At 71.4% G+C, this 20239-nt stretch carries 19 protein-coding genes and 1 pseudogene; 10 read left to right on the top strand and 10 right to left on the bottom strand.

Annotation, left to right across the window (positions count from 1 at the left end):
* The first annotated feature begins 67 nt into the window (after window positions 1-67).
* Entirely contained in the window at window positions 68-910 is an 843-nt protein-coding gene (locus OHA77_RS31350; RefSeq protein ID WP_406312975.1) for a FadR/GntR family transcriptional regulator, read from the top strand.
* Between the two features lie 87 nt (window positions 911-997).
* On the opposite strand, the pseudogene OHA77_RS31345 reads toward OHA77_RS31350, so the two are convergent.
* Window positions 998-2227 (bottom strand): annotated as a pseudogene (locus tag OHA77_RS31345) (sulfatase); the annotation flags it as partial.
* A gap of 208 nt (window positions 2228-2435) precedes the next feature.
* Here OHA77_RS31345 and OHA77_RS31340 point away from each other — a divergent pair.
* Complete coding sequence (locus OHA77_RS31340) at window positions 2436-3455, top strand: LLM class F420-dependent oxidoreductase (protein ID WP_406312974.1); 1020 nt, start codon at window positions 2436-2438, stop codon at window positions 3453-3455.
* A 38-nt stretch (window positions 3456-3493) separates the two neighbouring features.
* Here OHA77_RS31340 and OHA77_RS31335 read toward each other — a convergent pair whose 3' ends face one another.
* Window positions 3494-4171: a TetR/AcrR family transcriptional regulator C-terminal domain-containing protein gene (locus OHA77_RS31335; RefSeq protein WP_406312973.1), complete on the bottom strand. Its 678-nt coding sequence runs from the start codon at window positions 4169-4171 to the stop codon at window positions 3494-3496.
* Between the two features lie 103 nt (window positions 4172-4274).
* On the opposite strand from OHA77_RS31335, the gene OHA77_RS31330 reads away from it, so the two are divergent.
* Genes OHA77_RS31330 through OHA77_RS31320 form a run of 3 tightly spaced genes read left to right on the top strand, consistent with a single transcriptional unit; the run spans window position 4275 to window position 6737 of the window.
* Window positions 4275-5708: an APC family permease gene (locus OHA77_RS31330; RefSeq protein WP_406312972.1), complete on the top strand. Its 1434-nt coding sequence runs from the start codon at window positions 4275-4277 to the stop codon at window positions 5706-5708.
* Window positions 5701-5919, top strand: a complete 219-nt coding sequence (locus tag OHA77_RS31325; protein WP_406312971.1) for a hypothetical protein — start codon at window positions 5701-5703, stop codon at window positions 5917-5919. The genes OHA77_RS31330 and OHA77_RS31325 overlap by 8 nt, the downstream gene beginning before the upstream one ends.
* Before the next feature lie 32 nt (window positions 5920-5951).
* On the top strand, window positions 5952-6737 hold the full coding sequence (locus tag OHA77_RS31320; RefSeq protein WP_406312970.1) for a sugar isomerase domain-containing protein: 786 nt from the start codon (window positions 5952-5954) through the stop codon (window positions 6735-6737).
* 90 nt (window positions 6738-6827) lie between these two features.
* Here the strand turns inward: OHA77_RS31320 and OHA77_RS31315 are convergent, their stop codons facing one another.
* Complete coding sequence (locus tag OHA77_RS31315; RefSeq protein WP_406312969.1) at window positions 6828-8798, bottom strand: FtsX-like permease family protein; 1971 nt, start codon at window positions 8796-8798, stop codon at window positions 6828-6830.
* The gene (locus tag OHA77_RS31310; protein ID WP_406312968.1) at window positions 8795-9565 is read right to left on the bottom strand and encodes an ABC transporter ATP-binding protein; all 771 of its coding nucleotides are present in this window, start codon (window positions 9563-9565) and stop codon (window positions 8795-8797) included. Before OHA77_RS31310 ends, OHA77_RS31315 begins: the two co-directional genes overlap by 4 nt.
* A 114-nt stretch (window positions 9566-9679) precedes the next feature.
* Here OHA77_RS31310 and OHA77_RS31305 point away from each other — a divergent pair, with 114 nt between their 5' ends.
* Together OHA77_RS31305 and OHA77_RS31300 are read left to right on the top strand one after the other, a co-directional pair.
* Window positions 9680-10330, top strand: coding sequence for a response regulator (locus tag OHA77_RS31305; RefSeq protein ID WP_406312966.1), 651 nt, complete (start codon window positions 9680-9682; stop codon window positions 10328-10330).
* A gap of 88 nt (window positions 10331-10418) precedes the next feature.
* On the top strand, window positions 10419-11156 hold the full coding sequence (locus OHA77_RS31300; RefSeq protein ID WP_406312965.1) for a DUF4328 domain-containing protein: 738 nt from the start codon (window positions 10419-10421) through the stop codon (window positions 11154-11156).
* Between the two features lie 28 nt (window positions 11157-11184).
* Here the strand turns inward: OHA77_RS31300 and OHA77_RS31295 are convergent, their stop codons facing one another.
* Entirely contained in the window at window positions 11185-11439 is a 255-nt protein-coding gene (locus OHA77_RS31295) for a DUF6504 family protein (RefSeq protein WP_326824603.1), read from the bottom strand.
* A gap of 130 nt (window positions 11440-11569) precedes the next feature.
* Window positions 11570-11863, bottom strand: a complete 294-nt coding sequence (locus OHA77_RS31290) for a hypothetical protein (protein WP_406312964.1) — start codon at window positions 11861-11863, stop codon at window positions 11570-11572.
* A gap of 63 nt (window positions 11864-11926) precedes the next feature.
* Between OHA77_RS31290 and OHA77_RS31285 the strand changes: the two genes are divergently transcribed.
* The gene (locus tag OHA77_RS31285) at window positions 11927-13630 is read left to right on the top strand and encodes a serine/threonine-protein kinase (RefSeq protein WP_406312963.1); all 1704 of its coding nucleotides are present in this window, start codon (window positions 11927-11929) and stop codon (window positions 13628-13630) included.
* A gap of 94 nt (window positions 13631-13724) precedes the next feature.
* A complete protein-coding gene (locus OHA77_RS31280) occupies window positions 13725-14684 on the top strand; it encodes a quinone oxidoreductase family protein (RefSeq protein ID WP_406312962.1) in 960 nt (319 codons plus the stop codon).
* Between the two features lie 159 nt (window positions 14685-14843).
* Here the strand turns inward: OHA77_RS31280 and OHA77_RS31275 are convergent, their stop codons facing one another.
* The 4 genes from OHA77_RS31275 to OHA77_RS31260 form a co-directional block, all read right to left on the bottom strand.
* Window positions 14844-15884, bottom strand: a complete 1041-nt coding sequence (locus OHA77_RS31275) for a PucR family transcriptional regulator (RefSeq protein ID WP_406312961.1) — start codon at window positions 15882-15884, stop codon at window positions 14844-14846.
* Window positions 15884-16684: an ABC transporter permease subunit gene (locus tag OHA77_RS31270; protein WP_406312960.1), complete on the bottom strand. Its 801-nt coding sequence runs from the start codon at window positions 16682-16684 to the stop codon at window positions 15884-15886. The genes OHA77_RS31275 and OHA77_RS31270 overlap by 1 nt, the downstream gene beginning before the upstream one ends.
* Window positions 16665-17573 (bottom strand): ABC transporter ATP-binding protein, encoded by a 909-nt coding sequence (locus OHA77_RS31265; RefSeq protein ID WP_406312959.1) that lies wholly within the window; start codon window positions 17571-17573, stop codon window positions 16665-16667. Before OHA77_RS31265 ends, OHA77_RS31270 begins: the two co-directional genes overlap by 20 nt.
* 263 nt (window positions 17574-17836) lie before the next feature.
* Window positions 17837-19138 (bottom strand): FAD-dependent oxidoreductase, encoded by a 1302-nt coding sequence (locus OHA77_RS31260; RefSeq protein WP_406312958.1) that lies wholly within the window; start codon window positions 19136-19138, stop codon window positions 17837-17839.
* Between the two features lie 121 nt (window positions 19139-19259).
* Between OHA77_RS31260 and OHA77_RS31255 the strand changes: the two genes are divergently transcribed.
* Window positions 19260-20093: a patatin-like phospholipase family protein gene (locus tag OHA77_RS31255; RefSeq protein WP_406312957.1), complete on the top strand. Its 834-nt coding sequence runs from the start codon at window positions 19260-19262 to the stop codon at window positions 20091-20093.
* Window positions 20094-20239 lie beyond the last annotated feature (146 nt).

The following is a 20239-nucleotide window of genomic DNA, read 5'->3' as shown; positions in this document are numbered from 1 at the left end:
TACTCCTTCCTCTGTTTGGTCAGACCACAGTATGGTCTGACCATATTTCGCCACAAGAGGAGGTCCCTTGAGCGGATGGCAGCCCGTCCGGCGCACCCGGGCGTTCGAGGACGTGATCGCCCGGATCGAGGAGCGCATCGCGGGTGACGGGCTCACGGTCGGCGACCGCCTGCCGGGCGAACGCCAGCTCGCCGAGCAGCTCCAGGTCAGCCGGTCGTCGGTGCGCGAGGCGATGCGCGTGCTGGAGACGCTGGGCGTGGTGTCCTCACAGGCCGGACGGGGCCCCGACGCGGGAGCCGTACTCACCTCCCGGCCCGCCGGGGCCCTGACCGACCTGCTCCGGCTGCACCTCGGCCTGTCGAGCCTCTCCCTTGAGGAGGTCATCGACGCCCGGCTGATGATCGAGCAGTGGTCCGCCGCGCGCGCCGCCGCCCAGCGGGCCGATCCGTCGGCCCTGCGCGACGCGCTGGAGCGGATGGACGGCGCGGCGACGGCCGAGGATTTCGTGGAACACGACACCGCCTTCCACGTCGCCGTCGCCGAGGCCTCGGGGAACCGCCTGATCGCCGCCATGATGCGTTCCCTGCGCGACTCGGTCCGCCGCTACGCCATCGAGGCGGTCGAACGCCTCGGCGACACGAGCGGGCTCAGAGCCGACCATCATCGGATCCATCGGGCCATCGTCTCCGGGGACCACGCGGAGGCGGCGGCCGCCGTCGAGATCCACCTGCGGCGCGCCTATCCGGACATCTCACCCACCCCGGTACCCCCGCGGATTCCGGAGGCCGAAGACCGGGGGCCCGAAGACCGAGGACCCGAAGACCGACTCGGGGCCGAAGAAGGGCGCGGCGGGCGGCACGAGGAACGGCGGCGGCGCGACGAACGGCGGCGGCCGGACGGAGTCGGCTGAACGGCAGGTCGCGCCGGAGCAGACCGCCAGGGCGTCGAGCTGCTGCTCGAACTGGGCGATCACGGCGGGCGCGACCGTGGCCGCGAGGTTGTACAGCTGGTACGGGTCCCTGGTGAGGTCGTAGAGCTGGTACTCACCGGTCGAGTAGCGGACGAAGGTGTGCTGGGAGGTGCGCATGCCCTGGTAGGCGGGGACCGGCGTCTGCCGGCCCGACTCCTCGCTGGTCGGCCGGTAGAACTCCAGCAGGACGTTCTGCCGCCAGGGGGAGGGCGGCCGGCCACGCAGGAGCGGGAGCAGGGACCGGCCCTCGGTGAAGTCGGGCAGCCGGACCCCGGCGAGCTGGGCGAAGGTCGGGGAGAGATCGACGTTGGCGCCCATCTCGCTGACGACGCCGAGCGGCTTGATCCCCGGCCCGCGGACCACGAGGGGCACTTTGATCGACTCGTCAAACGGGGTCGTCTTGCCCTGGGCGAGGCGGTGCTGACCCAGATGGAACCCGTTATCGGAGCTGAAGAATATGTAGGTGTTCTCCAGTTTCCCCGTCACCCGCAGCGTCTCCATCAGGGCGCCGACCATGTCGTCCACGCCGAGCATGGCCCGGAGCCGGCGACGGTAGCGCTCGTCGATCTTCTGGACCGTCCGGGGGGTGAACCTCGGGCGCGAGCTCAGCCAGCGGGGCTCGCCGCTCACGTCCGGCTGGTCGAAGGACGGGGGCCGGGGGGCGAACTCGTCGGCGAAGGCCCCGGCGTGCCGGGGCGCGTAGTTGGCCGGGTTGTGCGGGGCGATCGGGGCGAGATAGAGGAAGAACGGCTCGGTGCTCGCCTGGGAGACGAACGCGCCGGCCTTCTGGCTGAGCACGTCCTCCAGATAGTCCTCCGGCTCGTAGCCGTGGGCGCGCAGCAGTCCGTTCTCATTGAGCGTGTAGCCGTACTCGTTGTAGAGCTGGCGGACCGGAACGTCCCACTCGTCCCAGCCCGGCGGCACATACGTGGCGCCGGCGGCCCCTCCGGGATAGTGATTCAGATATTTGCCCATCAGTCCGGTGCGATAGCCGGCCGACTTCATCCATGTGCCAAGGGTAGAACGTTCCAAATCGGAATTATGGAACTTTGTGAACCCTCCCTCGGGTGCCGTGTTGGTCAGTACGCCATGGCTGTGTACGTACTGGGAACGCAGGATCGACGAACGCGAGGGGCAGCACCAGGAGTTCGACACGAAGAACTGCTCGAAGCTGGTGCCTTGCAGGGCTATTTGGTTCCATATATTTGGAAATTTACTTAAATCGCCGGCCTCCAGATCGTCGACGAGGATGAACACGATGTTCGGGCGTTCGACGTCCTGCGCAACGGCGGGAGCCACCCCCGAAGCCGCGAAAACAGCCAGCAACAGCAGACACAGGGATTTGCGGACAGCATTGAGCACAAAGGCTCGTTTCCCAGAAGCCCGAATATCGACACCTCCCTCTCGACCGGCCAAGGTAGAACGTGTTCTAATCAAGGTGCGTTCATCCGTCTGGAGGCCCCCTGTGAGCACTGACCTGAAGCTCGGCCTGAACCTCGGTTACTGGCAGCGGAACGCCGACGACGCCACCGAGACCGTCCAGGCCGCGGAACGGCTGGGCTACGACTCCGTCTGGACCGCGGAGGCCTACGGCAGCGACGCCTTCACCCCACTGACCTGGTACGGCGCACGCACCTCCCGCATCAAACTGGGCACCTCCGTGGCGCAGATCTCGGCCAGGACGCCGGCCGCGACCGCGATGACCGCGATGACCCTCGACCATCTGACCGGCGGACGACTGCTCCTGGGCATCGGCGCCTCCGGACCGCAGGTGGTCGAGGGCTGGTACGGCATGCCGTTCCCCGGCCCGCTCGCCCGGACCCGCGAGTACGTCGAGATCATGCGCAAGGTCTGGCGCCGTGAGGAGCCGGTGACCAGCGACGGCGGTCACTACCCCCTCCCCTACCCGGGCGGCGCGAACCTCGGCAAGCCGTTGAAGCTGATCACCCACCCGCTGCGCGCGGAGATCCCGCTCTACCTCGGCGCCGAAGGCCCCCGGAACGTGGCGCTCGCCGGCGAGATCGCCGACGGCTGGTTGCCGCTCTTCGCGCTCCCGGAGAAGGTCGAGCAGATGTACGGCCCGTCGCTGGCCGGCGTCAGGCACGGCTTCGACATCGCCGCCATGGTCATGGTGATGATCACCGATGACGTCCGGGGCGCGCTGGACGGGGTGAAGATGATGCTGACGCTCTACATCGGCGGCATGGGCGCCAAGAGCCGCAACTTCCACGCCGACATCATCGGCAGGATGGGATACGCCGAGGCGGCCCAGGAGATCCAGGCGCTCTATCTGGCCGGGCGCAGGGACGAGGCGTTCAACGCGATCCCGGACGAACTGGCCGACGGCATCTCGCTGGTGGGCCCGGTGGACCGGATCCGCGAGCGTCTGGAGCCGTGGCGCAAGAGCCCGGTCACCAGCCTGCTGGTGATGGGGCCGCGCGACGAGGCCTCCCTGCGGACGGTCCGCGACCTCGTCCTGGGCTGACCCGGAGCGGCTCCCGCCCCGGTGCGGCCCCGCCGCCCCTACCGGCCCTGGTGCGAGCCGTCGGCGGGCGGGGCACCGAGGGGCCCGGCCCCGTCGCGGACGGTTTCCCGGCGGAGCACCACCAGACCGCTGAGCAGAGCGGTCAGACCCAGCTCGAAGGTCTCCTTGGCCCGGTCGGGGCGGTCCCCCTTGAGCGCCGCGGCCAGTCGGGGCACGGAGTTGCTCTGCTCGGCCGGATCGATCATGATGCTGGGCGCGACCAGGTCGAGGGCGGAACCGATCGCGAACGACTCGATCACCGTGAACACGGAGACCACCTGGTCCCTCGGCCAGCCCGCGTCTTCCAGCAGGATCACCACCCGTTCGTACATCTCCAGCGACAAGGGTGTCCGGATCGTCGTCGTGGCCAGCAGCTTGGCCGTGTTGGGATGCCGGGCCAGGGCGGCCATGTAGGACCTGGCCCAGGTGGCGAGCGACTCCTGCCACGGGCCACCGCCGAGGACCGCGATGTCCATCTCGGAGACGACCAGCCACCGGATGCCTTCGACGATCTCGTCGCGCCCCGTCACGTGGTTGTAGAGGGAGGCGGCCTGGACGCCCAGCCGCCCGGCCAGCCTCGCCATGCTCAGCGCGTCGGCGCCTTTCTCATCCACCAGGGCCAACGCCTCGGCGAAGATGCGCTCCCGGCTCAGGAGGGACTGGCGAGGCCTGCCCACTCAAACCCCCTACCTCCAGATTTTACCCTTATGGGATTTTTCCGGTCCGAACTCGGCACTACGTTCATGAGAACAAACTAACGCAATTAGTTTAGGAGTGTCCATGGGTGAGAGCCGGAGCTTGGCCCGCAACGCGATCGGCACCGCCGACCTGACCTTCCTCGTCGTGGCGGCCGCGGCGCCTCTCACCGTGATGGCCGGAGTCGCCCCGCTGGCGATCAGCATCGGCGGGATCGCCGCCCCACTCGGCTATCTGCTGTCAGGCGTGGTCGTGGGGCTGTTCGCCGCCGGATTCACCGCGATGAGCGGGCACGTGCGCAACGCCGGCGCCTTCTACGCCTACGTCGGCCGGGGCCTCGGCCGGCCGGCCGGACTCGGCGCGGCCTATGTGGCCGTCATCTCCTACAACCTCATCGGCATCGGCCTGACGGCCGTCTTCGGCGTCTTCGCCGCCTCCACGGCAGCCGACGTCTTCCATCTCAGCGTGCCGTGGCAGGTCTGGACTCTGCTCTGCGTGGCCGTCGTCGGTGTGCTCGGCTACCTGAAGATCGCCTTGAGCGCCAAGGTGCTCGGCATCGCCCTGGCCCTGGAAGTGCTGATCCTGCTCGTCTTCGAGGCGGCGGTCCTGGCCGACGGGGCCCCGTTGTCCGGACAGTCGTTCAACCCGGCGGGACTCCTCTCCGGCGGTGCGGGCGGCATGTTCGTCCTGTCCATCGGAGCCTTCATCGGGTTCGAGGCCACGGCCATCTACGCCGAAGAGGCCCGCGACCCGCAGCGCACCGTACCCCGTGCCACCTACGCCGCCGTCGCCTTCCTCGCGATCTTCTACACCTTCACCGTCTGGATGATCATCAATGCCGTCGGCGCCGGCAGAGCCGTCTCGGTCGCGAGCGGCGCCGGCGGCGCGGACATGGTGTTCGCCTCCACCGCGGACTTCGCGGGCAGATGGGCGGCCGACGTCATGCACCTGCTGATCGTGACCAGCTGTTTCGCCGCCGCCCTGGCCTTCCACAACGCCTCGACACGCTACTTCTACGTCCTCGGCCGCGAAGGCGTCCTGCCGCGCCCGCTCGCCAGGATCTCCCCCCGGCAGGGCTCGCCCGCCGCGGCGGTGGCTCTGCAGTGCGCCCTCACTCTGATCGTCATCATGACCGGGATCATCATCGGATCCGACCCCTACACCGTGATCTTCCTATGGACCAACGGCACCGGGATCGTCGGTGTCATGGCGTTGCAGGCATTGACGGCACTGTCCGTCGTGGCCTTCTTCCGCGGCGACCGCAGGGGGTACGGCGCCGCACGGGTGGTGGTGATGCCCGCCGCCGCATTCCTTCTCCTCATCGCGATCATCTGCCTCGTCCTGGCCGACTTCACCCTGCTGACCAACGCCGCAACGGCCGTCAACGTGCTGCTCGTCGCGCCCATCCCGCTGGTGTTCGGCATCGGCGTGGTGCTCGCCGCGCGGATCCACCGCCGCGACCCCGCCCGCTACGCCGTACTCACCGGCACCGACCTGGAAGAGCCCGTTCATGTCTGACCTGCTGTTCGCCAATGGCACGAGCTGGACCGGGACCGTGACCACCGACGTGCCGGCCGTCTCCGGCGGCCGTGTCACAGCCCTGGGGAAGCAGGCGCTACGGCGAGGTGGCCGCCTCGCCGATCTCGACAGCGGTGCTGCGCGCGTACGACCACCACACCGTCTGGTGCAACACCGCGGGACGTGGATGGCCGGCGAGCGCATCCACTGACACCTCTCCGCACCACCGATGAAAGGTCGATCATGGACTGGATTCAGCAAGCGATCTGGCTGCTCGAGGAGATCGAACGCACGCAGTCGGCGGCCGTCGCCGCGGCGGCCCGACTGTGTGCCGAGACGGTCGCGCGCGGCGGTTCGGTGCACGTCTTCGCCGCCGGACACCCGCACGGACGGTTCGAGGAGATGTTCCCCGACCGCGACGAGCCCCCGGCCGCCCGGCCGGTGGCCACGCCGCCGGGGGTCTCCTGCTCCCGGGCGATGAACACCGCCACCCATCGCACGGTCATGTCCGCGGGGCCGTCCGGGGGATCGGCTGCGGAGATCTGGGCCGGTCTCAGGCTGCGCGACACCGACACGATCATGGTGTGCGGCGCCGGCGAGTCCACCCTGCCGGCCGAGTTGGCGGCGCTCGCGCGCGAGCGGGGCCTTCCGGTGATCGCCGCGATCAGCCCGGCCGAAGCCGGGACCGGCCGGAGCCGGGACGCTTCCGGCGTCCGGCTGCGCGACCACGCGGACATCGTGATCGACCTCTGCGTTCCGGAGCCCGACGCACTGTGTGTGGTGGACGGTGTCGACGCCCCCGTCGGGCCCGGGTCCACGCTGGCGGGCATCGCCGTCGTCAGCGAGATCAAGGTCGAGGCCACCGCGCTCCTCGCGGCCGCCGGTGCCCTTCCACCCGGGACGAACGACGCGGAATGCCCGCAGGAACCGCCCTGCCCGCCCGCCGGGAGCACGGCCTGTCATGCCCCGCAGCCACTGCGGAAGACCGGCGGCCGGCAATCGCTCGGTGCGTTCTTCTCGCGCCGTTGAGCGGACGGACCACAACTATGCCGTCCTCTTCGGCGTCCTGCGTCCCGGCCGGTGCGGAGCCGAGGTCCCCCGCGGCCTGGCGGGGCATCGCTAGTCCGGGCGGGGGGCGGGGTCGGTCGTGACGGAACGCAGCAGCGGGGCACTCGCCGCACCGGCCCCGATCACCCCGGCGAAACCGAGCACCACGCAGCCGAGCAGAGTGATCACGCCGGTGAGGTTCATCACGGAGTACGCGAACGGCAGCGCGCAGAACACCCCGATCGCGATGGCACCGCCGCCCATGACCGTCAGCGGGATCAGCGTCTCGGCGCGCCGGGCCCTGTTCAGCACCTCCAGCGGGGTCCCCGCCAGGCGGAGCAGGGCGTAGGTCTGCCTGCGGTCCAGGATCGAGGAGGCCGCGGTGATCCCGGCGCTGGCGATGGCGACCAGGAACGAGACCGCGAGCACGGTGACCGTCCCGGTGCCGATGTCGCCGAGGAGCCGGTTCGACCGCTCCTCGTCCGCGGCCGAGGTGGCGGCGTGCCCCGGCACGAGGCCGTCGAGCGCGGTGCGGGCCCGGTCGACCGTCTCCGTGTCGCGCTCCTGGAGTGAGGCGGTGAGCACCCTGGTCCTCCCGTCGCCGCGGACATCGACGCCGGCGAGGATCCCCGCCGAGGACAGGCGCTCACGGGCCTCGGTGGTCGCCGCGGCCACCTGGGACGAGGGGACGGACAGGTGCAGGTCGGTGGCGTTCGCGGCGCCGAACAGACCGCTGTCCGGGCTGAGGAAACCGATGAACCCGGCCACGAACCCGGTCATGGCGACGCCGCTCACGGTCCGCCAGGCGGCCCTCGGATCGTCCATCAGGCGCCGCCCGGCCAGCAGGCGGGCCGGGCGGCGGGCCGTACGCGCGGTGATCCGGCCGATCAGGGCGACCACCCACGGGCCCACCAGGTTGACGGCCAGGAAGGCGAGGCCCAGGACGACGGCGATCATCCCGGCTCCGGCGCCCACGCCGAGCGAGGGCACCACGGCGAGGATCGCCAGCAGCGCGACGACCCTGACGAAGCGCATCGCCGGAGGCGTCTCCCGTCTGGCGACGCCGAGCGGGCTGACCACGACCCGGCGCAGGCCGATCACCGCCGACAGGCCGACGAGCAGCGGCACGGCCACCAGGGCGGCGAGTACGGGGAGCACCCCGGGCCACGCGTCGGAGACGAACCAGGTGCCACCGGCGATCTCGATCCCGGTGATCAGCGGGATCGACAGGCCGTAGAGCACGGTGCCGAGCACCGCGCCGCCGAACGCGGTGATCACCGCCTCCGTGACGGTCATCGTGACCACCTGGCCGGGGGTCGCGCCCACCAGCCGGAGCGCGGCCAGGCGCTGGTCCCGGCGGGCCACGGTGAGCCTGGCCGCCGCGCCGCCGAACACCAGCAGCGGCACGACCATGAGAACACTCGCGACCAGCCCCAGCGCCTGGTACGCCGCCGCCGTGCCCGTCGGCTCCCCGGTGAAATCGGAGATCTTCGTCGGTGGGACGGCGGCACCGGCGGGCGCGGTGGTACCGGCGATTCTGCCGTCCGACCCGGTCATCGGCCGGGAGTCCGGCCGCTGCCCGCGGACCGCGACCAGCTCGCCGGGGTGGACCAGCGCCTCGTCGCCGACCGTCCCGCCGACCTTCGCGGGGAACCGGGCGGCGAGCTGGTCGGCCGGGAGCCTTCCGGCGAGCTCGGCCAGCCCGGGAGAGAACCAGACCTCACCCGGGGCGGGGAAGCGGGCCAGTCCCGGGGGCGGGGGCGCCCCCGGCTCCAGCGCCGCCAGGTCCACCACCGTGATCGTCTGGTCGCGTACGTAGTCCGTGTGCACGGCTTCGATCGCCACGGCCTTCCCGGTGGCCCCGACCGGGTTGCGCCACGCCTCCCGGTCGGCCCGGCCCTGGAAGGCGAAGTTGGCCGTCACGGCGAAGAGCAGCAAGGCGGTGGAGACCGCCACCGCGATCACGGTCAGCGCCGCCCCCAGCAGGCCACGGCGGCCCCCGCCGCGCAGCAGCCGCCAGGTCAGACCCATCAGCCCGCTCATCCCGTCATCCCGGGAGTACCGGGAGCCCTCAGCGCACCGGGAAGGAGGGGGGCGGCCGGCGGCCGCGCGGCGTCGCGGCCGGGAGGCGGCGGCTCGCCGTACCCGGCGGGGATGATCTGACCGTCGCGGACCTCGACCACCCGGTCACACCAGCGGGCCACCTCCACGTCGTGGGTGACGACCACCAGCGAGGCGCCGTTGTGCTTGGTGGCCTCCACCAGCAGGCGCATCGTGTCGTGGCCGGTGCTCTGGTCGAGCGCGCCGGTCGGCTCGTCGGCGAAGATCACCGCCGGTCGGGTGACCAGCGCGCGGGCGATCGCCACCCGCTGCGCCTGGCCGCCGGAGAGCTCCCCGGGCCGGCGTCCCTCCATGCCGCCGAGGCCGAGCGGGCCGAACCATTCGCGGGCCCGCCGTACGGCGTCGGCCCGGGACACCTTGCCGAGCATCAGGGGCAGCGCGACGTTCTCCTCGGCCGGAAGCTCCGGCAGGAGCTGGCCGAACTGGAAGACGAACCCGAACCGGCTGCGGCGCAGGGCGCTGCGCTCCCGTTCCCCCATCGTGTCGACGCGCCCACCGAGCAGGTTCACCTCACCCGCGTCCGGCTTCATGATCCCGGCGAGGCAGTGCAGCAGGGTCGACTTGCCCGACCCGCTCGGCCCCATGATCGCCACGGCCTCGCCGGCGTGGACGGCCAGGCCGACGCCGCCCAGCGCCACGGTCGGACCGAACCGCTTGACCAGGCCGGCTCCTTCAAGAACAACGCTCATGCCGCCGACCCTCCCGCGCGGGAGCGGTCCGGCAGATCGGCCGACCGTCCGATTGATCGGGGCCGGTATCGTCCGAAAGTCCGAGAACCATGACGAGCTGGCAGAATCCGTCAGGTGACGATTCGGGTGCTCATCGCTGACGACCAGGAGCTGGTCCGGACCGGTTTCCGGATGATCCTGGATGCCCAGGAGGACATGGAGGTCGTGGCGACCGCCGGGAACGGTGCCGAGGCGGTCGAACACGCTCGGAGGCTCCGGCCCGACGTGTGCCTGCTCGACATCCGGATGCCCAAGCTGGACGGCCTTGAGGTCACCCGGCTCCTGGCCGGTCCGGGCGTGGCCGATCCGCTGCGGGTGGTCATCGTCACGACCTTCGACCTCGACGAGTACGTCTACGGCGCGCTGCGCGCGGGCGCGACCGGGTTCCTGCTCAAGGACAGCGGTCCGGCACTGCTGATCGAGGCGATCCGGGCCGCCGCCGCCGGGGACGCACTGGTGTCGCCGTCGGTGACCGTGCGCCTGCTCGAACAGCTGGCCCACCCCCGGGTCGGCGCCGGCCGGCCGCTCGCCGATCCGCTCACCGAGCGCGAACTGGACGTCGTCCGCCTGGTGGCCAGAGGCCGGACCAACCAGGAGGTCGCCGCGGAGCTGTTCGTCTCACTGTCCACGGTCAAGACGCACCTGGGGAGCATCCAGGCGAAACTCGGCGCCAGGAACCGGGTGGAGATCGCGGCATGGGCCTGGGAGTCGGGCGTGGTGAGCTGAACCGCCGAGTCCGGGGAGCGGATTAGCGGAGGAGCGGACGGGATAGAAAAAGGGCAAGTCCTTCAGCGCATGCCGGGGGGAGACACACATGCGCTTCATCCCATCTCTGCAAAAGTCCGTTGCGACCGTCTATCTGACCCTTTCCGGCCAGGTGACGGCCGCTGCCGCGTTGACGGTCTTCGAACAGGCCCGCGGCCGCCGGCTGGCCCAGGAGATCTCGACGCTCGGAGGCGACCCCCACGCCCCCGGTGCGCAGGCCGTCGTCGGCGCGGTCACCCTCTTCGCCGTCCTGATCATGCTCGTCGCCGTGACCACGGTGGCGGCCGTCGCGGCCTATCTCACCTGGCTGGTCCAGGCCCGCCAGAACGCCGACCCCCGGGTGCGGACGGCGCCGGCCCTGGCCGCATGGCTCGTGCCGGGGGTCAACCTGGTCGCCCCGCCGCTGCTGATGTATCGCCTCTGGTGGGCCTCACGTCCGCCCGCCGACCGTCATGGCCGCTGGGTGGCGCTGCTCGCCGCCTGGTGGCTGAGCTGGCTGGCCGCGCTCGTCCTGGTCCCCGTACGGCTGTCGCTCGACAGCGTTCCGGGGGAGGCCAGCCTGACCGGCCTCGGTCTGCTCGAACTGGCCGCCGTCGCGGTCTCCGCCCTGTTGTGCGCGGCGACCGTCCGGCAGATCACCCGGATCCAGACCGCGGGCACCCGCTACCCACGCCCGGCGCAGGAGGATCCGGTCACTCCGTGGGCCGACCCGGCCGCGCCGCAAAGTGTCCCGCAGCTTCTCACCAGGCAGGTCCCCGCGCAGCAGGCTCCGCACATCGGGCGCTGACCACGCGGGCACCGGCACGGCCGGGGCGTCAGTCCCACGCCCTCATCAGCAGCCAGCCCTCACCGGCGGTGTCGAAACGGAGCTCGTAGGTGCCGGGGTCGGCCTCGACCCGCCAGAACCGGCGCTCCCCCGGATCGGTCTCGGAGAGCTTCCACCCCTCCCGCGCGACGACCCAGTGGTCCAGCACCCGCCGGACGGCGTGCAACCGGTCGCGCCAGAGGAACTGGACCGGCCGGCCCTCCTGGGTCCACACCTGGATCGGATCCCCGTAAAGTCTGCTCAAAACCTGCTTCTCTCCCGTGGCCTTCAATTGGGCACCCGGGGGAAGACGGGCTCTGCGTATCGAACATACGTTCTCACAGGGTCGGGCGCAAGTCCCCCACCCGCCGCACCAATAGACCGGCGTCCAGTTCTCACGGAGTCGGGCGCAAGTCCCCCACCCGCCGCACCGATGGACCGGCGTCCACGGAGTCGCGGATCCCGAAGATCACGCCACCCGCGCGGCAGTGGCCGTCGGACCACTCGACCGGACGGTCCTCGCGAGTGATGGTGACCCGCCCCTGCCGCACCGCGGGCCGCCGGATGGCGGCGGTGGCGGGCGATGCGGCGGCGCCGTACGGCGTGCTGACCGTCGGCAGCCGTGAGAAAGTGAATCTCACACTGTTGCGGCTGCTGACGGCGGGGAAGATCTCGGTAAGCTGAGCCACTTCATCATGTGACGGTATATGCGGTTAGGTAAGACGGTGGACGACCTCACTTCGGATGATCCCGTGCAAATCGGGCGATACCGCGTGCTGAGCAGGCTGGGCCGGGGCGGGATGGGCACGGTCTACCTCGGCGACTCCCCGGAGGGGCAGCGGGTCGCCATCAAGGTGATCAATCCGGAGTACAGCCAGCACGACCAGTTCAGGATGCGTTTTCGCCGGGAGGCGGACGCCGCCCAGCGGGTCCGCCGGTTCTGCACCGCCGCCGTCATCGAGGCAGCGCTCGACGGGGACCAGCTCTACGTCGTCACCGAATACGTCACCGGGCCCAACCTTGAGGAGGCCGTGCAGTCGGGGGGGCCGCTCCGCGGCTCCAGCCTCGACGCGCTGGCGGTCGGTGTGGCGACCGCCCTCACCGCCATCCACGCCGCCGGGGTCGTGCACCGCGACCTCAAGCCGTCCAACGTGCTGCTCTCCCCGTTCGGCCCCCGGGTGATCGACTTCGGCATCGCCCGCGCGCTGGACACGCTCAGCGGGATCACCGGCACCGGGGAGGTCGTCGGCACGCCCCGCTACATGGCACCCGAGGTCCTGCGCGGCGAGCCGGTCTCCCCCGCGTGCGACGTGTTCTCCTGGGGCTGCCTCATCGCCTTCGCCGCGAGCGGCAGGCCGCCGTTCGGCGGGGAGGCGCTGGCCTCGGTGGTGTACCAGGTGATGAACACCGAGCCCTCCCTGGAGAACCTGGAGCCCGCTCTGCGCGAGCTGGTCACCTACGCCATCGCCAAGGACCCTCGGAACCGGCCCACCTCCCAGCAGCTCCTAGACCATCTCGTCGGCCGTTCCGCCGCCCCCGAGCAGACCGCCCACTCGGTCCAGACCGTCTGGCAGCAGAGCCCGCCCACGGTCCACGGGACCGGCTCGTGGGCGGAGGCCCTGGCTGCGGGGCAGCACACCGGTCCGGGTCTGGGAGCCTCCTTCGCGGCCGGACTCGCCGGACGGTCGGCACGGAGGAGGAAACTGATCGCCGGAGCGGCGGTGGCCGGCCTGGTCACGGTGGGCGGCGCCCTCGCCCTCTACCTCGCGCTGTCTCCTCCCGGCCCGCCGGAAGGCCTCTCCTCGATGTACCAGGACGACTTCACCCAGAGCCGGAGCGGCTGGAGCGGCGGCATCTACGACGGGAGCGGCCCCCAGGGCTACGCCCCCGAGGGTTACTACGCCGTCGACGTGGACGGTGACGATCCCGTCGTGCGGCAGAAGGCGCCGATCCCCTTCCTGACCGCTCCGCCCGCCACCCCCGACCCCACGGCCAGCCCCACCCCGGTCATACCGGGACGGCTGCTGCTCGGCGTCGATGTCGGGATCCGGGACGGCAGCAGCGGCCTGGGCGAGTACGGGCTGTTCTGCCGGGGCGAGGACGCCTATGACGCGACCCGCTACGAGTTCCTGCTCGACACCTCCGGCGGCGCCCGCATCCGCAAGAGCGTGAAGAACGCCGGAGGGGAGCTCACCAAGGCCGTCCAGATCGATCTGCCCAAGGGCGAGCCCGCCCGCCTGCAGGCCGAGTGCTCCGGCACTCCTGACGGCGTGCAGCTGACCATGTGGGTCAACGGCGAGCAGGTTCAGTCGGTGCTGGACACCGGCCCGCTGCCCCCGGGCGAGGTCGGCCTGCTCGCCCGGGTCGGCGAGAACGGCAGATCCCAGCTCAGGGCGTCCTTCGACAACTTCACCCTGCATGGCGCGCTTGACGGCGCGGCCTCCACGAATCCCTGAACCGAGAACGCGACCCGCCGACCGGGAACAGCGAGTGACCGCCGCGAGGTTGGGGAAGATCGAAGCACCCGACTGAGCGAAGGAGTCCAGCACGATGCGCGCCATAGTCGTCTCCGCCACCGGCGGTCCCGAGGTCCTCGTCTACACCGACCATCCGGATCCCGAACTGAACCCCGGTGAGGTGCTGGTCGACATCGCGGCCGGCGGGGTGAACTTCGTCGACGTCTACCAGCGGATGGGCCGCTACCCGCTCTCCCTCCCCTTCGTCCCCGGCAACGAGGGGGCGGGCACCGTCGCCGCGGTCGGCGAGGACGTGCGGGGGATCTCCGTGGGATCCACGGTGGCCTGGGCGAACGTGATGGGCAGCTACGCGGAGAAAGCCGTGGTGCCCGCGTCCCACCTGGTCGCCGTGCCCGACGGTGTCACGGCGGACACCGCGGCGGCCCTGATGCTCCAGGGGATGACCGCGCACTACCTGACCCATTCCACCTACGAGGTGAAACCGGGCGACGACGTGCTGGTGCACGCCGCGGCCGGAGGCATGGGCCTGCTGCTCACCCAGATCGCCAAGCTGCGCGGCGCCCGGGTGATCGGCACGGTCTCCACCGAGGAGAAGGAGCAGCTGGCCCGGCAGGCGGGCGCCGACGAGGTGATCCGCTACGGCGGCTTCGCCGAGGCGGTCCACGAACTGGCCGGCTCCGGCGTGCACGTGGTCTACGACGGCGTGGGCGCCGCCACCTTCGAGGGCAGCCTCGCCGCCCTGCGCCCGCGCGGCATGATGGCCCTGTACGGCCAGGCCAGCGGCCCGGTCCCGCCCGTCGACCCGCAGGTCCTCAACAAGGGCGGCTCCCTCTTCCTGACCCGGCCCACCCTCGTCCACTACATCGCCACCCGCGACGAGCTGACCTGGCGGGCCTCCGACCTCTTCAACTGGGTCGCCTCGGGACAGCTCAAGGTGCACATCTCACACCGCTACCCCCTGGCCGAGGCCGCCCGCGCCCACGAGGACCTGGAGGCGCGCCGGACCACGGGCAAGCTCCTGCTCATCCCCTGAGCCGCCACCCCCGCGTACGGCGGTGGGCTGATCTTCAGGACCGTGAACCCGAGCTGGGCCGCCGGAGTGGCGAGCAGAGCCGTCTCGCTGAATGACCGGGCAGCGGACAAGGCGGCCCCGGCCCGGGCCGATCGTCAGACGATCCACCCAGGCGGATGATCAGGACAGCGGGTGGGCGGGCCAGTCCAGCAGCCGGGCGCCCAGCACCGCGGTCTCCAGGGTGAACCGCTGGGTGGGGTCGTCGGGTGAGAATCCGGTGAGGCGGCGGATCCGCTCCAGCCGGTAGGTCACCGCCCGGGTGCTGACGCCGAGCCTGCGCGCGGCGGCGGTCTGGTTGCCCTGGGAGGCGAAGACGGCCTCCAGCGTGCCGAGCAGCGACTCCGGTCCGCCCCGGGTCTCCAGCAACGGGCTGAGCACGGTCGTCACCAGATCCTCGATCGCCGCCCTGTCCCGCAGGAGCACCGGGAAGACCAGCAGGTCGGCGGCCTTGAGCACGGAGGCCCGCAGGCCCAGCCGGTCACCGAGCTCGATGGCGCCGGCGGCCTCCCGGTAGGAGGTGACCACCCCACCGGGCCCCCGGTGGGGCCGCCCCAGCCCGACCCGCCAGCCGGGCGCGAACAGCTGCCTCACGTGGTGGGTGAACTCCCCCGTCGCGACGGTGAGGCTGCCCGGCACGACGCACACCAGCCCGCCGTCGCGGACCGCGACCAGCACGTTGTGCGAGCCGAACCGGGAGACCATCGCCTCCTCGATCCGCCGGGCCGTCGTGTCGCCGTCGCCCGGCGGGCCCGAGGGGCGGGCGACCGCGACCACGTAGGCCTCGGCCAGCCGGAGGCCGAAGTGCTCGGCCCGTTCGGCGAGCCGGTCGGCCCGGCCCTGGAGCAGGTCGTCGACGAACTCCCGGCGCGCGGTCTCCTCCTGGCGCAGGGCCAGCCGCTGGGCGTTCTCGTAGCCCTCCATCAGGGCCGAGACCGTCCGTCTGAGCGCGGGGAGCGGGACCGGGGCCACGGATTCGGCCATGAGCAGGGCGGCCTCGACGAGGGCGCGCAGCGGCACGCCCGACTCGGCGGCCCGGGTGCCGGCGGCGCGGTAGTCGTCCAGCGCGTCACGGTCGGGCAGCCACCCGGTCGCGGCGGCGGCCTTCAGCACACGGAGGTGCCCGCCGAGCAGGTCGGCGGGCACCCCCGGGACCTCGTCCATCAGACTCCTACGTCACGCCGATCGAAGGCGAGGATCGCGGTCAGCAGCAGCACCACCGTCGCTCCCGCGAGAATCAGGTAATCACCGGTGGGGAAGCCCTGGTGGAGAGGCCTGCCGTCGAGGTAGTAGTGGAACGGCGAGACCCACCGGAGCCAGGCGATCGCGTCCACGTCCCTGCCCAGGGTCTCGATGACGTAGCCGCCCACCACGGCCACCCCCACCACGGCCATGGCGATGTTCCTGCGCCCCGCCGCGGCGCCCACCGTGAGGGCCAGCGTGCCGAAGAACAGACCGAGCAGGAGGATCCCGGTGTGACCGGCGAGGATCCGGTCGGGCGCCACGTTCAGCCCGACGGCGGCCGTCAGCGCCCACACCACGAGGAACGTCACCACCGCCAGGCCCAGCAGGCCGAGGGCGAGGGCGGCGAAGCGCTCGAAGACCAGCCGCCTGCGGTCGATCGGCAGCGTGAGGGTCAGTTCCAGCGTGCCGGACTCCTCCGGCTGCGCGAGGGCCCGGTTGCCGAGGATCGCGGCGCAGACGACGAACAGCATCGGCCCGAACAGCTGGTAGACCACGCTGTGCAGATAGCCCACTCCGCTGGTGAAGTCCTCCATACCTCCCATCAGGTCGCGCATGGCACCGGGGAACTTGGCCAGCGCGGCCTGGCCGTACACCTCGGGGTTCCTGGTCATGCTGGGATAGAACGACAGGTACATCCCGCAGAACGCGGTGATGCCGATGGCCCAGCCCACCAGCGCCCTCCGGTAGTCCCGCAGGCTCTTAGACACCAGTACGGGCATGGCGCTCCCCCTCCTCGCTGTAGTAGGTGAGGAAGATCTCCTCAAGATCGGGATCGGCGCTGACCATGTGCACCACCGTGAACCGCGCCGCCGCCTTCACCAGCGCGTCGGGACGGCCGTCGATCGTACAGCGGACGCTCGCGCCCTCCACCCGCAGGTCCCGCACGCCCGGGAGGTTCTCGAACGCCTCGCGGGGCACCGGCGCGTCGAAGTGGAACTCCACCAGCCGCACCGCCTTCTCCCGCAGCGCGGCGATGTCCTCCACCGCCACCAGCCGTCCGGCGCGGACGATCCCCACCCGGTCGGAGACGTCCTCCACCTCGGCGAGCACGTGTGAGGACATCAGCACGGTCCGGCCCGAGGCGCGGACCTCCCGGACCATCGCCAGGAACTCCTGCTGCACCAGCGGGTCCAGGCCGCTGGTCGGCTCGTCCAGGATCAGGAACTCCGGCTCGTGCATGAAGGCCTGGATCAGGCCCACCTTCTGCTTGTTGCCCTTGGAGAGCTTGCCCATGGGCACCGACAGGTCGGCTTCCAGCCGTTCGGCCAGCCTGGTGATCCGCTCCCTGGGCACGCCGCCGCGCATCCCGCCCAGGAAGGCGAGATAGTCCTTCGCCTTCTCCCTGCCCTCCAGGGTCAGCTCCCCGGGCAGGTAGCCGATCCGGCTGCGCACCCTCGCGTCGCGCGGGTCGACGCCGAGCACGGTCACCCGGCCGGCGGTCGGCCTGATCACGTCGAGGAGCAACCTGATCGTGGTCGTCTTCCCCGCACCGTTCGGGCCGAGGTACCCGAACACCTCTCCGGGATGGATCACGAGGTTGAGATCCTCGAGTCCCCGGCGCCTACCGTAGAACTTGGTAAGTCCCTCGGTCTCCACTACCGCTGTCATGCCGTCGATGGTGCCCGCCCGTCCCTGCCCCGGCCATTACCGGAGTCGGACAGTTGGCCGCCCGTTCGTTGCCCGTATCCGGAGCCCACCGCCCGATCTCCGGCCGCACGGCGCCGCCGCACGGCCCGCACGACCGGGTGGCCCGGCCGTACGCGGCCGCGGTACGCGGTATGACCCGCCACGCGGCCGTGCACGGCCGTACGGCTACACGGCCCGCCGTACGCACCGCCGCACGCGGTACGGCACCGCGACGTGGCCGGGGGTCAGCCCCGCATGGCCCGCCACACCACGGCCGGCCGCATCAGCGCCGAGGGCGGGTCGAGCAGGCCGCTCACCCGGCTGAAGGCGACCGCGACCCGCGGATCGCGCGCGGCGACCCGCTGCAGCCTGCGGATGTAGGCGTTGAGCGCCCGGACCTGCAGGGGCCGCGCCCCCTCGGCCTCGCGCAAGGCCAAGTCGGCGCCGGTGGAGAGTTGCCAGGCGGGGTCCAGGGCCCTGGCGACCGCCGCGAAGTAACGGTGGGCGAGGTCACGGGTGCCCTCACGCAGGCAGTCACGGAGTGCGAGCGCGTCCAGCGCGCCGACCGACATGCCCTGGCCGTAGATCGGGTTGAAGTTGCAGATCGCGTCCCCGGTGACGAGCAGTCCCTCGGGGAAGCGGCTCAGCCGTTCGTACCGGCGGCGCACGCTGGTCGGGATCCTGGCCGTGCCGATCTCGCCGAGAGGTTCGGCCGCGCGGACCGCGGCGGCCACGTCGGCGGGTGCCACCTCGTCGATCCAGCCGAAGAACCCCTCCGGATCGGTCGGCGGGCGCACCCCCGCGTTGCCGCCCAGCGTCACCAGCCAGCGGTCGCCCTCCACCGCGCAGAGCGCGGCCCCCTTGGGCTGACCCCGGTAGGTGCCCACGAGGACCATGCGATCCTCCCCCAGGGCGCCCTCGGCGAGCCTGAGATACCAGGTGGCGTAGGCCACCTCGACCTTGACGGTCTCCTCCTCCGGCCGGTCGAGCCCCATGGACTCCAGCCAGGCGAGGGTCCGGCCGCCCCGGCCCATCGCGTCGACGACGAGGTCGGCGGGCAGCTCCCGCTCACCGTCCTCGTCGGCGATCCGCGCTCCGGTGACCGCGCCCTCCCCGGTCAGGATCCCGGTGACCTGGCTGCGGTCCGCCGTCACCAGACCCGGCAGGTCGCGCACCCTGCGCAGGACATGACTCTCCAGGAACGGCCGGGTCGCCGACACCCCCTTCTCGCCGGTCGGCATCCGCGCGAACTCGTGACCCCCCATGATCATCCGAAGCTGCACGATCATCTCGTACGGCATGGCGCCCCCGGCGACCAGTTCCCCGGTGAGGCCGGGGAACAGCTCCTCCAGGATCTGCAGGCCGCGCGGGAGCAGGGCGTGCGCGTGGAAGCCCTGCGGCACCCCCTTGCGGGGGAGGCCCACCCCCAGCGCGTCGCGTTCGACGAGGGTCACCCGGCCGTAGAAGTCCGTCAGCACCCGGGCGGCGAGCAGGCCGCTGATCCCGGCCCCGAGGACGATCGCGTGCTCTCCGACTTTACGGATCATTCGGGCCTCCACGGCGGCGGGGATGGTGCCTTGCAATCTGCCGCAAAGAACGAGAAAGATCGAGACTTGACGATCTCCACGATGTGGGGGCGGCCGGGCAGACCGGGTCTATCGTGAAGTCATGAACGTGGATACGGCCTTCGTGCTCGGCGGTGGGGGGGTGCTCGGCGCGCACGAGGTGGGCATGCTGCGCGCGCTGGACGAGGCGGGCATCAAGCCGGACGTGATCGTCGGTACGTCCGTGGGCGCGCTGAACGGCGTCATGCTCGCGGCCGCCCCCGGTGACGCGGTCACCGCCCTGACCGAACTGTGGAGCTCCGACGTGGTCCGCACGGCCTTCGGCGGGTCGTGGATGACCCGGCTGTCCACCCTCGCCAGGAGCGGCACCCACCTGCACTCCCCCAGCCCGCTGCGCGACCTGCTGACCGGGATGCTCCCGGTCTCCCGCATCGAGGACCTGGCCGTGCCGTTCCAGTGCGTGGCCGCCTCCATCGAGCGCGCGACCGCCCACTGGTTCACCGAAGGCCCCCTCGTCGACGCGGTCCTCGCCTCCTGCGCCGTCCCCGGGCTGCTGCCCCCCATCCGCATCGGCGACGACCACTTCCTCGACGGCGGCCTGGTCCACAGCATCCCGGTCGGCCGCGCCGTGGCCCTCGGCGCCCGCCGCGTCTACGTCCTGCACGTCGGCCGGATCGAGCGGCCCCTGGTCGCCCCGCGCCGCCCGTGGGAGGTCGGCCTGATCGCCTTCGAGATCGCCCGCCGTCACCGTTTCGCCGAGGAGATGGCCACGCTGCCCGCTGACATCGAGGTCCACGTCATGCCCACCGGCGGCGAGACCCGTCCCGGAGTGGATCTCTCCCAACTGCGCTACCGGGATTCATCGCGTATATCTGGATATATAGAGCGTGCCTATCAGGCTTCGTCCCACTACCTGGCCCAGCATTCGCCCGGCTGAGCCAGTCCGACCGGAGACCGGGCCGCCACCGGGACCTGCCGAGCCGTCAGGTCCGCCGGGCCGTCAGGGCGTACACCGCTCGCCGGCCCACCCAAGCTCCGCCGGGCCGTACGGCGCAGGCAGACCTCACCGGGTCCGCCGGCCGG

Source organism: Streptosporangium sp. NBC_01639 (assembly GCF_045209755.1).
Lineage (GTDB): Bacteria > Actinomycetota > Actinomycetes > Streptosporangiales > Streptosporangiaceae > Streptosporangium.
This window is presented reverse-complemented; position numbering and strand designations above follow the sequence as displayed.